Source organism: Aquibium carbonis (genome assembly GCF_003970795.1).
Lineage (GTDB): Bacteria > Pseudomonadota > Alphaproteobacteria > Rhizobiales > Rhizobiaceae > Aquibium > Aquibium carbonis.
This window is the reverse complement of the sequence record NZ_RWKW01000035.1, coordinates 151,686-165,068: the sequence shown is the minus strand read 5'-3', so window position 1 is coordinate 165,068 and position 13,383 is coordinate 151,686. Positions and strand designations below refer to the sequence as shown.

The 13,383-nt window shown below is 66.9% G+C and carries 9 protein-coding genes and 1 tRNA gene; 2 read left to right on the top strand and 8 right to left on the bottom strand.

Annotated elements, in window-relative coordinates:
* Window positions 1–12: 12 nt before the first annotated feature.
* A complete protein-coding gene (gene mfd / locus EJC49_RS10905) occupies window positions 13–3,510 on the bottom strand; it encodes a transcription-repair coupling factor (RefSeq protein WP_126699953.1) in 3,498 nt (1,165 codons plus the stop codon).
* Window positions 3,511–3,523: 13 nt separating this feature from the next.
* A complete protein-coding gene (locus tag EJC49_RS10900) occupies window positions 3,524–3,799 on the bottom strand; it encodes a succinate dehydrogenase assembly factor 2 (RefSeq protein WP_245453356.1) in 276 nt (91 codons plus the stop codon).
* 183 nt (window positions 3,800–3,982) lie between these two features.
* Between EJC49_RS10900 and recG the strand changes: the two genes are divergently transcribed.
* Window positions 3,983–6,091 carry an ATP-dependent DNA helicase RecG gene (gene recG, locus EJC49_RS10895; RefSeq protein ID WP_126699951.1) on the top strand — a complete coding sequence of 703 codons (2,109 nt, stop codon included), beginning with the start codon at window positions 3,983–3,985 and terminating at the stop codon, window positions 6,089–6,091.
* A 16-nt stretch (window positions 6,092–6,107) separates the two neighbouring features.
* Here the strand turns inward: recG and EJC49_RS10890 are convergent, their stop codons facing one another.
* The 3 genes from EJC49_RS10890 to glmU form a co-directional block, all read right to left on the bottom strand.
* Window positions 6,108–6,809: a DUF502 domain-containing protein gene (locus EJC49_RS10890; protein WP_126699950.1), complete on the bottom strand. Its 702-nt coding sequence runs from the start codon at window positions 6,807–6,809 to the stop codon at window positions 6,108–6,110.
* 103 nt (window positions 6,810–6,912) lie between these two features.
* Window positions 6,913–8,736: a glutamine--fructose-6-phosphate transaminase (isomerizing) gene (glmS, locus tag EJC49_RS10885; RefSeq protein WP_126699949.1), complete on the bottom strand. Its 1,824-nt coding sequence runs from the start codon at window positions 8,734–8,736 to the stop codon at window positions 6,913–6,915.
* 113 nt (window positions 8,737–8,849) lie between these two features.
* Window positions 8,850–10,223 carry a bifunctional UDP-N-acetylglucosamine diphosphorylase/glucosamine-1-phosphate N-acetyltransferase GlmU gene (gene glmU, locus EJC49_RS10880; RefSeq protein ID WP_126699948.1) on the bottom strand — a complete coding sequence of 458 codons (1,374 nt, stop codon included), beginning with the start codon at window positions 10,221–10,223 and terminating at the stop codon, window positions 8,850–8,852.
* 143 nt (window positions 10,224–10,366) lie between these two features.
* On the opposite strand from glmU, the gene EJC49_RS10875 reads away from it, so the two are divergent.
* Window positions 10,367–11,287 carry a DMT family transporter gene (locus EJC49_RS10875; protein ID WP_245453355.1) on the top strand — a complete coding sequence of 307 codons (921 nt, stop codon included), beginning with the start codon at window positions 10,367–10,369 and terminating at the stop codon, window positions 11,285–11,287.
* 3 nt (window positions 11,288–11,290) lie between these two features.
* Here the strand turns inward: EJC49_RS10875 and EJC49_RS10870 are convergent, their stop codons facing one another.
* The 3 genes from EJC49_RS10870 to ilvN form a co-directional block, all read right to left on the bottom strand.
* Entirely contained in the window at window positions 11,291–12,037 is a 747-nt protein-coding gene (locus tag EJC49_RS10870) for a cytochrome c biogenesis CcdA family protein (protein ID WP_126699947.1), read from the bottom strand.
* 265 nt (window positions 12,038–12,302) lie between these two features.
* A tRNA-Lys gene (locus EJC49_RS10865) sits at window positions 12,303–12,378 on the bottom strand.
* Window positions 12,379–12,587: 209 nt separating this feature from the next.
* On the bottom strand, window positions 12,588–13,160 hold the full coding sequence (gene ilvN, locus EJC49_RS10860; RefSeq protein ID WP_126699946.1) for an acetolactate synthase small subunit: 573 nt from the start codon (window positions 13,158–13,160) through the stop codon (window positions 12,588–12,590).
* Window positions 13,161–13,383 lie beyond the last annotated feature (223 nt).

Sequence of the window (13,383 nt, the reverse complement as noted above, 5' to 3'; positions counted from 1 at the left end):
CCCGCCCGCGCCCTACCCCGCCTTCTCCGCCAGCCTTGCCAACTGCGTCATCACCACCGCCGCGCCGGCCAGGCGCTTCTCGGGGTTCGGCCAGTCGCGGATGAAGACCACGCCCTGATCGGGGCGGATTTTTGCCAGCGAGCCCTGCTCGGCGATCATCTTCACCAGCCCGGCCGGATCGGCGAAGGTCTTGTCGCGGAACTGGACGACGACGCCCTTCGGCCCGGCGTCGAGCTTCTCGACGTTGGCCTTGCGGCAAAGCGCCTTGATGTAGACGATCTTCAAGAGGTGCTGCACCTCGTCGGGCAGCGGGCCGAAGCGGTCGATCAGCTCGGCGCCGAAGCTGTCGATCTCGGCGGTGGACTGGAGGTCGGCCAGACGGCGGTAGAGCGCCAGCCTGAGCTGCAGGTCGGGCACGTAGCTCTCGGGGATCATCACGGCGGTGCCGACGGTGATCTGCGGCGACCAGGAGCCGTCCGAGACCTCGCCGGTGCCGCGGATCTCGGCCACCGCCTCCTCCAGCATCTGCTGGTAGAGCTCGAAGCCGACCTCCTTGATGTGGCCCGATTGCTCCTCGCCGAGCAGGTTGCCGGCGCCGCGGATGTCGAGGTCGTGGCTGGCGAGCTGAAAACCGGCGCCCAGTGTGTCGAGCGATTGCAGCACCTTCAGCCGCCGCTCGGCAGTCTGGGTCATGGTGCGGTTGGCGGGTAGCGTGAACAGGGCGTAGGCGCGCAGCTTGGAACGGCCGACGCGGCCGCGCAGCTGGTAGAGCTGGGCCAGGCCGAACATGTCGGCGCGGTGGACGATCAGCGTGTTGGCGGTCGGGATGTCGAGACCGGATTCCACGATCGTGGTCGACAAGAGCACGTCGTACTTGCCGTCGTAGAAGGCGTTCATGATGTCGTCGAGTTCGCCGGGCGCGATCTGCCCGTGCGCGGTGGCGAACTTCAGCTCGGGCACGTGTTCCCTCAGGAAATCACCGACTTCCTTCAGATCGCTGATGCGCGGCACGACGTAAAAGCTCTGGCCGCCGCGGTAGCGCTCACGCAGCAGCGTCTCGCGGATCACCAGCGGGTCGAAGGGGGAGATGAAGGTGCGCACCGCCATGCGGTCGACGGGTGCGGTGGTGATCAGCGACAGTTCGCGCACGCCCGTCAGCGCCAGCTGCAGCGTGCGCGGGATCGGCGTCGCGGACAGGGTGAGCACGTGCACGTCGCTCTTCAGATCCTTCAGGCGCTCCTTGTGCTTGACGCCGAAATGCTGCTCCTCGTCGATGATCAGGAGCCCGAGATGCTTGAAGCTGATCGCGGCGCCGAGCAGCGCATGCGTGCCGACGACGATGTCGACCGTGCCATCGGCGAGCCCCTTCTTGGTCTCGGCCAATTCCTTGGCGCCGACGAGGCGCGAGGCCTGGCGCACCGTCACGGGAAGGCCGGCGAAACGCTGCGAGAAGGTCTTGAAATGCTGGCGGGCCAGAAGCGTCGTCGGTACCACGACGGCCACCTGCACGCCCTCCATGGCGGCCAGGAAGGCGGCGCGCAGCGCCACCTCGGTCTTGCCGAAGCCGACGTCGCCGCAGATCAGCCGGTCCATTGGCCGGCCGAGGCCGAGATCGTCGATCACCGCGTCGATGGCCGCCTGCTGGTCCTCGGTCTCCTCGTAGGGGAAGCGCGCGGCGAACTCGCCGTACAGCCCCTCGGGCGGCAGGAAGGCCGGCGCGCCGCGCATCTGGCGCTCGGCGGCGATGCGGATCAGGTCGCCGGCCATGTCGAGCAGGCGCTTCTTGAGCTTGGCCTTGCGCGACTGCCAGGCGCCGCCGCCCAGACGGTCCAGCGTCGTGTCGGCGGCGTCCGAGCCGTAGCGCGACAGGAGGTCGATGTTTTCGACCGGCAGGAACAGGCGCCCGTCGCCGGCATAGTGGATTTCCAGACAATCGTGCGGGGCGCCCGCTGCCTCGATCGTTCGCAGCCCGATGAAACGGCCGATGCCGTGGTCGGCGTGGACGATGATGTCGCCGGCCGCGAGCGAGGCCAGTTCGGAGATGAAGTCGGACGCCCGCTTGCGCTTGGCGCGGCGCACGAGCCGGTCGCCCAGGATGTCCTGCTCGCCGATCACGACCATCTTGTCGGTTTCGAAGCCGGTCTCCAGCGGCAGCACGGCGATGCCGCTCTTGCCGGGCGCCAGTCTTTCCAGTTCCTCGAGAGTGGCGACGCGCGTCATGCCGCCCAGCCCGTGCTCGGCGAGGATCTGGCTTAGCCGGTCGAGCGAGCCTTCCGTCCAGCCGGCGACCAGCGTCTTGCGGCCGGCGGCGCGCAGTTCGGCGATGTGCCGCACCGCATGGTCGAAGACGTTGGCGTTCGGGTCGGCACGCTCGGCGGCGAAGGATCGGCCCGCACGCGACTTCGCCTTCAGGATCGCCCTGCCCTCTCCCCTCGGCGCGTCGAAGGGCGACAGATCGACGATCAGGCGTTCGCCGGCCGCCGGTCGGACGTCCTGCGGCGCCAGATAGAGCCGCTCGGGCGGGGTGGGGTTGTAGGGCGTCGAGTCACCCAGTCCCTTGCCAGACGCCTGCCGCTTGCGCGCATCGTAGTGGTCGAGGATCAGCGTGTGGCGCTCCACCATCGCTTCCTGCGCCAGCGCGTCGAACACCACCGGCCCGTGGGGCACGTAGTCGAACATGGTGTCCAGGCTCTCGTAGAAGAACGGCAGCCAGTGCTCCATGCCGGCGAAACGGCGGCCCTCGGAGACCGCGGCGTAGAGCCCGTCCTCCCGCGATGGCGCGCCGAAGGTTTCGATGTAGTTGCGCCGGAACCGGCTGATCGTCTCGGGCGTCAGCGTCACCTCGCTTGCCGCCTGCAATGTCATGGCGTTACGCTGGCTGGTGGTGCGCTGCGTGGCGGGGTCGAAGGCGCGGATCGATTCCAGCGTGTCGCCAAAAAAGTCGAGTCTCAGCGGCTCGGTCCAGCCGGGCGCATAGAGATCGAGGATACCACCGCGCACGGCGTAGTCGCCGACGTCGCGCACCGTGCCCACCCGGTCGAACCCTCCCGTCTCCAGTCTTGCAACCAGAGATTGCATGTCGACCTGGTTTCCCGGCCTGACGGAGAAGGATTGCGCGGCGAGCAGCTTGGCCGGCGGCACGCGCTGCAGGATGGCGTTGACGGTGGTCAGGATGATGGCGCGATGCGGGTTTTCCTGAAGCGCGATCATCGCCGACAGGGCATCGAGCCGGCGCGCGGCGGCATCGGCGCCGGGCGAGACACGGTCATAGGGCAGGCAGTCCCAGGCCGGGAGTTCCAGCACCGGAAGGCCGGGCGCGGCAAAGCCCAGTGCCTCCACGAGGGCTGGAATGCGCTGGCCGTCGCGAGCGACATAGATCAAAGGCCGATCACCGGCCGCTTCGCGCGCGATCTCGGCCAGCACGAAGGCCTCATAGCCGTCGGCGACACCGTCGATCACGACGGAGCCGGTGCGGCCCGGTTTCAGCCCGAGGGAATCGATCAAGCGCATGGGTTATCTATCGTCAGAAAGGCATCACTTGGCGGAACGCCCGGATCCTGCGGAAGAGATCTGTGTCGTGTCTGGCCGGTACCGGTTCTTCGCCGGTGAGCCATTTCAGGAAATCGGCATCCAGGATGTCCAGCAACCCCTCGAACTCATCGAGTTCTGCCGCGCTCATCTGATCCAGGCTTGCGGCCGCGAAGGTGCCGAGCAATAGGTCCATCTCGCGCATGCCGCGATGCTGGGCCCGATAGAGCGCCTTCTTGCGCCGGATGCTGAGAGTGCCGCTGCTGATCATCGTGCCGGTGGTCGCTCGCCTGGTTCGGATGCGCATATAGAACGGAACGAGGCCAGTGTCAGCCTTGCAGCGACCGCGCAGGCGGATAAGGTGCGCGGCGTGCCAAATGATCGTCTCCCATCCGCCTCGCCATCCTTCGCCAGCTTCGCGTCGGCTTTCGCGCGCCTGGACGGGAGCTGACCGATGCGCCCGTCCCTGCTCGACCCGCTTTTTGCGCCGGCCACCACGCTCGAAGGCGTCGGGCCGAAGGTCGGCGCCTTGCTGGAGAAAGTGACGCCCGCCGATGTCGCCGAGCGCGAGCTGAGGGTCGGCGACCTGCTCTTCGTCCTGCCGCACTCGCTGATCGACCGGCGCAGTCGGCCCGAGATCGCGCTGGCCGCCGAGGGCGCGATCGTGACGCTGGAGGTAACGATCGACCGCCACCAGCCGCCGCCGCGCGGCAAGGGCGGAATGCCCTACCGCGTCTTCGCATTCGACGACACCGGCGAGATCGCGCTCACCTTCTTCCACGCCAAGGGCCCCTGGCTGGAAAACACCTTGCCGGTCGGCGCCCGCATGCTGATCAGCGGCCGCATGGAGTGGTTCAACGGCCGGCCCTCGATGGTGCATCCCGACCACATGGTTTCGGTCGACAAGGCGGGCGACCTGCCGCTGGTGGAGCCGGTCTATCCGCTGACGGCCGGCCTTTCGCCGCGCGTCCTGCGGCGCATCCTCGCCCAGGCGCTCGCGCGCCTGCCCGCCTTGCCGGAATGGCAGGACGCCGAACTGGTGCGACGCCAGTCCTTCCCCGATTTCGCGGGTGCACTGAAGCGCCTGCACGAGCCGGCCGACGCGCTCGACGTCTCGCTCGACAATCCGGCGCGTCGGCGCCTCGCCTATGACGAGCTGCTCGCCGGCCAGCTTTCGCTGGCGATGATACGCGCCCGCGTCCGGCGTTTTTCCGGCCGGCCCCTGGTTGGCGACGGCAGGCATGTGGCGGCGATCCGTGCGGCGCTGCCCTATACCCTGACCCGCAGTCAGGAACAGGCCGTCGCCGAGATCGACGCCGATCTCGCACGGCCCGACCGCATGCTGCGGCTGCTGCAGGGCGACGTCGGCGCCGGCAAGACGGTCGTCGCGCTGCTCGCCATGGCACGCGCGGCGGAGGCCGGCGGCCAGTCTGCGCTGATGGCGCCGACCGAAATTCTTGCGCGCCAGCATTTCGCGACCATCGCTCCGCTGGCGGCGAAAGCCGGCCTCGCCGCTCGTGTGCTGACCGGGCGCGAGAAGGGCCGCGAGCGCGCCGAAATCCTGGCCGGCATCGCCGACGGCTCGATCGACTTCGTCATCGGCACGCATGCGCTCTTTCAGGAAAGCGTGGCCTATCGCAACCTGGTGCTGGCCATCGTCGACGAGCAGCATCGCTTCGGCGTGCACCAGCGGCTGTCGATGACCGCCAAGGGCGATGCGCCGGACATGCTGGTGATGACAGCCACGCCCATCCCGCGCACGCTCGTCCTGTCGGCTTTTGGCGACATGGACGTCTCGCGCCTGACCGAAAAACCCGCCGGCCGCAAGCCGATTCAGACCGTGACCTTGCCCATCGAACGTTTGACGGACCTCGTCGGGCGCATCGGCAACGCAATCCGCGACGGCCAGAAGGCTTACTGGATCTGCCCGCTGGTGGAGGAGTCCGAGGAGGTCAAGCTGATGTCGGCCGATGACCGGGCAAAATCCCTGCGCGAGGTATTTGGTCCGCTCGTCGGCCTCGTGCACGGACGCATGAAGGCCGCCGAAAAGGACGAGGCGATGCGCGCCTTCAAGTCCGGGGAGACCAGGATCCTCGTCGCCACGACCGTCGTCGAGGTGGGTGTCGACGTGCCGGACGCCACGATCATCGTCATCGAGCACGCCGAGCGTTTCGGACTGGCGCAGCTGCACCAGCTGCGCGGCCGGGTCGGGCGCGGCGACGATGCGTCGACCTGCGTGCTGCTCTACGAGGGTCCGCTTGGCGAGACGGCCAAGCGACGCCTCTCGGTGCTGCGCGAGACGGAGGACGGTTTCCTCATCTCGGAGGAAGATCTGAAGTTGCGCGGCGAAGGCGAGTTGCTCGGCACCCGGCAATCCGGCACGCCCGGCTTCCAGGTAGCGCGGCTCGAGGCGCATGGCGACCTCCTGGAGATCGCCCGCAGCGATGCGCGGCTCGTGCTGGAGCGCGACCCCGACCTGACCACGCCGCGCGGCGAAGCCCTGCGTCTGCTGCTCTACCTGTTCGGCCGCGACGAGGCCGTCCGGCTGTTGCGCGCAGGCTGAGCAGCAAGCGTCGGCGCTACTCGGCGGCGGTCGAGAGCTGTCTGGCCTTCGCGGCGAGGGCGAGTTCCTGCACCTTCTTCTGGTAGTCGGGCGTGACCAGGCCGGCGGAAATGATCAGCTTGGCGGCCTCCTCCACCGACATCGACAGCTCGATGACGTCGGCACGCGGCACATACATGAGAAAGCCCGTGGTCGGGTTGGGCGTCGACGGCAGGAAAACCGCCACCGTCTCGGACGCCGGTTCCTCCAGCCTGTGGTTGACTTCCGATTTCCCTTCCGACGAGATGAAGACGATCGACCACAAGCCGCGGCGCGGATACTCGATCAGGGCGACCTTCTTGAACACCTCGGACTTGTTCGACAGAACCGTCTCGAAGATCTGCTTCAGCGCCTTATAGAGGCTGCGCACCAGCGGCATGCGGTCCAGCAGCGTCTCGCCATAGGACACGATCGATCGGCCGATGAAGTTGGCCGTCAGGAAGCCCACAAGCGTGATGATGGTCAGGGCCACGATCAGGCCGAAACCCGGGACCGCGAAAGGCAGGTAGTAGTCGGGGCTGTAGCGCTCGGGAATGTAGGGCTTCACCCATGAATCCACCCAGCCGATGAACGACCATGCGATGTAGGCGGTGATCGCGAGCGGCGCACAAACGACGAATCCGGTCAGGAAATAATTTCTGATCCGCATCATTCCTCGGCCTTTGGTGTGGTCGGACATGCACGCGTTTCCGGAGCGAAGCCTCACCATAGATAGGGCAATGCAACGGATTTATGAATGTCAAATCATGCAGGCGGCAGCGATTTCAGCGGCCGGCTCCCCGTCACTCGACGGTAACGGACTTGGCAAGATTGCGCGGCTGGTCGACGTCGGTGCCCATGAACACGGCGGTGAAATAGGCAAGCATCTGGATGGGAAGGGCGTAGACGATCGGCGCGATGATCTCGGGCACATCGGGCATGATGATCGTTTCGAACGTGTCGATCGAGGAACGGCGGGCGCCTTCCTGGTCGGTGATCAGGATGATCTTGCCGCCGCGCGCTGCCACCTCCTGCATGTTCGACACGGTCTTGTCGTAGATGCGGTCGTGCGGGGCGATCACGATCACCGGCATGTCGCGATCGATCAGCGCGATCGGCCCGTGCTTCAGTTCGCCGGCGGCATAGCCCTCGGCGTGAATGTAGGAGATTTCCTTGAGCTTGAGCGCGCCCTCCATGGCGAGCGGATAGCTCGTGTCGCGGCCCAGGTAGAGCACGTGGCGGAATTGCGAAAGCTTGCGTGCCACCTTCTCGATCTGCTCTTCGAGCTTCAGCGCCTGGCGCACGTAGCGCGGCGCTTCGGACAGCTCGCGCACCATGCGCTTCTCGTCTTCGGCGCTGATCGTCCCGCGCTCGCTGCCCGCACGCACGGCGAGCGCCGCCAGCACGGAGAGCTGGCTGGTGAAGGCCTTTGTCGAGGCGACGCCGATCTCGGGTCCGGCGAGCGTCGGGAAGATGCCATCCGCCTCGCGCGCGATGGTCGATTCCTGCACGTTGACGATGGCGCCGATGGGAATGCCCTGCGAGCGGCAGTAGCGAAGCGAAGCCAGCGTGTCGGCTGTCTCGCCCGATTGCGACACGAAGAACGCCGCGCTCGCCTTCGGCATCGGCATCTCGCGGTAGCGGAATTCAGACGCGATATCGATGTCGACCGGAAGGCGGGCATAGCGCTCGAACCAGTATTTCGACACCAGTCCGGCCAGATAGGCCGTGCCGCACGCCGAGATCGCGATGCGGTCCAGCTTCGCAAAGTCGAAGGGCAGCGCCTCGCGCCGCGCCCTGCCCTCTGTGAAATCGAGATAGTGCGACAGCGTGTGGGAGATCGTCTCCGGCTGTTCATGGATCTCCTTTTCCATGAAGTGCCGGTGATTGCCCTTGTCCACCAGGAAGGCCGTGCCGATCGACTTCTGCATGCGCCGCTCGACCGGATTGCCATCCATGTCGAAGATCTTCATCCCGTCCCGGCGCACCACCGCCCAGTCGCCGTCCTCGAGATAGGTGACGGCGCTTGTGAAGGGCGACAGCGCGATCGCGTCGGAGCCGAGATACATCTCGCCCTCGCCGTGCCCCACGGCCAGGGGTGGGCCGGAGCGGGCGCCGATGATCAGGTTCTCGTCGCCTCGGAAGATGATGGCGAGCGCGAATGCGCCCTGCAGGCGCTTCAGCGTGTTGTGGGCGGCCTTTTCGGGCGAAGCACCGCGGTCCAGTTCGCGCGAGACCAGATGCGCCACCACCTCGGTGTCGGTCTGCGAGACGAAGTCGTAGCCATCGGCCTTCAGTTCATCGCGCAATTCGGCGAAGTTCTCGATGATGCCGTTGTGGACGACCGCGACGTCCTTGCCGAAATGCGGATGCGCGTTGGTCTCGTTGGGAACCCCATGGGTCGCCCACCGCGTGTGGCCGATGCCGATCAGCCCGGCCAGGGGCTCGTCCTTCAGCCGGTTTTCCAGGTTGATGAGCTTGCCCTCGGCGCGGCGGCGATCGAGCCGTCCATGGTCGATCGTGGCGACTCCCGCCGAATCATAGCCGCGATATTCGAGCCGCTTCAGCGCGTCGACGATAAGCGGAGCGACCGGCGTCGAGCCGATGATTGCAACGATGCCGCACATTTTGATGCCCCCGGGGATTCGCGCCGTCCGTTGGCGCCGATGGTGGGTCGGATGATGACCGAACGGAACTAAATTTTCGTTTCAGATCGTGACGTTGCCTCGGCGGCCTTATGTCAGGACCTGTCCTTTTCCGCCTGCCGGCGCTCCTTCTCAGCCTTGTAGAGGCCGCGCAGGATCGGCGCACGGCCGGGCTTGACCTCCTGGCGGGCACGGCCGAAGGCAAGCGCATCGTCCGGCACGTCGGCCGTGACGACGCTGCCCGAGGCCACATAGGCGCGCTCGCCGACCCTGACCGGCGCGACCAGCGAGGAATTGGAGCCGATGAAGGCGCCCGCGCCGATCTCGGTGCGGTCCTTGGTATAGCCGTTGTAGTTGCAGGTGATGGTGCCCGCGCCGATGTTGGCGTCGGCGCCCACGGTCGCGTCGCCGATGTAGGTCAGATGGTTGATCTTGGCGCCGGCCTGGATATCGGCCTCCTTGACCTCGCAGAAATTGCCGACCTTGGCCTTTTCGGCAAGACGCGCGCCGGGCCGCAGCCGCGCGAAGGGACCGACTTCGCAAGCCTCGCCCACCGTCGCGCCTTCCAGATGCGAAAACGCGCGGATGCGGGCATTTCCGGCCACCGCCACCTTGGGCCCGAAGACGACGTTCGGCTCGACGATCGTATCGGCGCCGATCACGGTGTCATGGCTGAAATGCACCGTCTCCGGCGCCATCAGCGTCACGCCCGACAGCATCGTGGCGCGGCGGCGGCGGGCCTGCCAGATCGCCTCCGCCTCGGCCAGTTCGGCGCGGTTGTTGATGCCGAGAACGTTTTCGAACGGCGCTTCGGTCGCCACCACGGGCAGCCCGCGACCGCGGGCGATCTCGACGATGTCGGTCAGGTAGTACTCGCCCTTGGCATTGTCGTTGCCGACCGCGTCGAGCAGCGAAAGCGCATGTTCGCCCGCAATCGCCATCAGCCCGCCATTGCAGAAGGTGATCCGCCGCTCCTCGTTTGAGCACTCGCGCTCCTCCCGGATGGCAACCAGCGCGCCGTCCTTCTCGATCAGCCGGCCGTAGCCGCTCGGATGGTCCGTCCGGAAGCCGATCACCGCGACAGCTGCACCTTCCGCGAGCTTTTCGCGCGCGCTTGCGAGCGCTTGCGACTCGATCAGCGGCGTGTCGCCGAACATCACCAGCACGTCGTCATGGCCGCGCGCCAGCGCCTCGCGCGCCGCCAGCACCGCATGCGCGGTGCCGAGTCGCTGCGCCTGCAGATAGACGTCGGCGCCCGGCGCGCGCGCCTGCACCGCCTTGCGCACCTCGTCGGCGCCATGGCCGACCACCACCGCGAGCGCGCTGCTGCCGGCGGCGGCCGCCGCATCGATCACATGGCAGACGAGCGGCAGCCCCGCGACCGCGTGCAGCACCTTCGGCAACGCGCTCTTCATGCGGGTGCCCTCGCCAGCGGCCAGGATGACGGAAAGACAGCTGCGTGCGCTCATGATGCGTGACGTCCTCATGCCGAAACCGGCGCGTTGTCCCGGATCGGCCCTCGTTTCTGACCGACCCATTGTTCCAAACCGGGAACGTCTCTATCACCGCTGCCTTGCCAATCCAATCGCCGCACCGGCGAGGAGCACCGCCCTTGACCAGCCATTCGGGACGCCAGACCGCCGCCATCGTCGTGATGGTGCTGACGCCCTTGTTCTTTTCCACCAACCTGATCTTCGGGCGCGGCGTCATCGGCGAGGTCGCACCCTTCACGCTGGCCTTTTTGCGTTGGGGCGCGGTGGCGCTGGCACTTTCGCCCTGCGTGCTGGCCGACCGCGCCGCCGCGCGCCGGCTGGTGCTTCAGAACGGGCCCTTCCTCATGCTTCTCGGTTTCCTCGGCATGTGGTTCTGCGGCGCACTGGTCTACATCGCGCTCCAGCGCACGACGGCCACCAACGGCACGCTGATCTACACCACCTCGCCGGTGTTCATCATCCTCATCGATGCGGTCGTCAACCGCAGGCGAATCGGCCTGCGTCCCGCCGCCGGATCGGTTCTGGCGCTGACCGGCATTGCGTTCATCGTGCTGCGCGGCGAGCTTTCGGCCCTGCTGTCGCTAGATTTCAACGAGGGAGATCTGCTCTTCGTGGGGGCGGCCATCGCCTGGGCGGTCTATTCGCTGATGCTGCGTTCGCCGCGCGTCACCGGCGTCGCCAATCTGGCGCTGCTGCCGCTGATCGCAGCGGCTGGCGCCCTGCTGCTGGCGCCGTTCGCGGCCTGGGAGTTTTTCGCCGGCGCTCCCATGCCGGTGACGGCCAGTGCCTGGAGCGGGATCGCCGGCATCGTGGTCTTTGCTTCGCTGGCGGCCTTCCTCGGCTTCCAGTTCGGCGTCCGCCGGCTCGGCGCGCCGGTGGCGGGCGTGTTCATGTATCTGATGCCGCCCTTTGGCGTGGGGCTGGCGGTGCTGTTCCTTGGCGAGAGTTTCCACACCCACCATGCCCTCGGAATCGTGCTGGTGACCGGAGGGGTTATCCTGGCCACGCTGCCCGCCACCTGGCTGCCGCGACGTCGATGACGATCAGCCCAGTGTTCCGAGGATCGGGAAGTTCTCGAGCAGCCAGAAGGACGCCGTCTGGATGCCCCCCGTCAAGAACAGGATGCCGGCCAGCACGAGAAACACGCCCATCACCTTCTCCACCCGCCCGAGATGAACTCGAAAGCGCGACAGGAACCGCATGAAGGCGCCGGAAAACAACGCTGCCGCCAGGAAGGGAATGCCGAGCCCCAGCGAATAGGCGGCAAGCAGGGCCGCGCCCTCGCCCACCGTGTCGCGCCCGCCGGCCAGCGTCAGGATCGGCCCCAGCACCGGGCCGATGCAGGGCGTCCAGCCAAAGGCGAAGGCCAGTCCCATGAAGTAGGCCGCCACCCCGCTGGCGGGCTTGCCGCCGGACTGGAAGCGCGCTTCCCGCGACAGGAAGGGGATGCGGATCACGCCGAGGAAGTTCAGCCCCATCAGGATGATCAGCAGGCCGGCGACGACGGCCAGTTCCTGCTGCCAGGCGCGCAGCAGGCCCCCGATGGTCGAGGCCCCCGCGCCGAGCGCCACGAAGACGGTCGAGAAACCCAGTACGAAGGCCACCGAGGCGCCGACCAGGGCGTAGCGCGTCGTTCTGTCCTCGGATTTAGCGCCCTCGCCGCGAAAGTCATCGACCGAGACGCCGGCCATGTAACAGAGATAGGGCGGCACCAGCGGCAGGACGCAGGGCGAGAGAAAGGAGATCGCCCCTGCCCCCACCGCGCTCACATAGCCGACATCGATCGCCATCGCCTCGCCTCGTCCGGTTCGCAGTCCGTCGATCCGCGCCTATAGACCCCGACCGGGGCGCGAGCCAATCACCCTTGCGTGGGCATATTGTCCCGGCGCGACCAAGGCGTGATCCAGCCGCGGCTGCATGATCGCTTCATCCCGCCGCCGTCGACGAAAGGATGCGCGGGCATCGTCGCCCGCCGGCGCACCCGCCCGGCATTGTTCGCCGCCATCGGGGGATCGTGGTGTGTGGAAGCCTGTCCGGAGCCGATTTTTTTCGAACTGGTGAGCGCGCTGGGGCTCGAACCCAGGACCTACTGATTAAAAGTCAGTTGCTCTACCGGCTGAGCTACGCGCTCCCGAAGGCCCAAAGCGCTCCCGAAGTGCGGCGGAACATAGGGAGGCCGGTTCCAACGGTCAACCCAAAAACACCCCGCAGCACAGCCTTCCGGTGCCGGTTGGACGCCCCGGATGAAATCCCGCCCGCCGGTCTGTCCTCATCCCCGGGGCGGCGGACGATGTTCCAGGTAGCGGGCACGCTCCGATCCGTCGGCCCGGCACTCTGGCCTCACATTCCCTCGGGACCGCGATTGAGCGCGGCGACGCCGGTGCGGCAGACCTCGATCAGCCCGAGCGGCTTCATGATGGCGATGAACTGCTCGATTTTCGACACGCGGCCGGTGATCTCGAAGATGAAGTGCTCGGTGTTGGCGTCGATGACGCTGGCGCGAAAAGCGTCAGCGAGCCTCAGCGCCTCGACCCGGTGGTCGCCGGTGCCGGCGACCTTCACCAGCGCCAGTTCGCGCTCCAGCGGACGGTCGTGCCCGCGCTCGCGCGCCACCACCGTCATGTCGACGACGCGGTGCACCGGCACGATGCGCTCCAGCTGGTGCTTGATCTGCTCCATCACCTGCGGCGTGCCGCGCGTCACGATGGTGATGCGCGACAGGTGCTTCTCGTGCTCGGTCTCCGAGACCGTCAGGCTGTCGATATTGTAGCCGCGACCGGAAAACAGGCCGATGACGCGGGCGAGCACGCCCGGCTCGTTGTCGACCAGCACCGAAAGCGTGTGCGCCTCCGGCTTGGCGGTTTCCCGTTCGATGAAGTAGGCGGAGCCGGTGGGCTGGAGCTGGGCGTTCATGTCTGCGATTTCCTTAGATTATCAAGCGCTTCATCAGGCGTGCCGCCGACGGCGATCCATGCGGGAGCATCGTTCCAGAACTTTCCCGCGTCGACGTCCGAACCCGCCGGCCCACCGGGTGCATTCAGACCAAGTTCTATTCGTGTTCTGCCATCGTCCACAGGATCGGTGGCGCAAGCCATCGCAGGCCATCGTCCTCCGGAATAGTCCCCGGAACACCGAT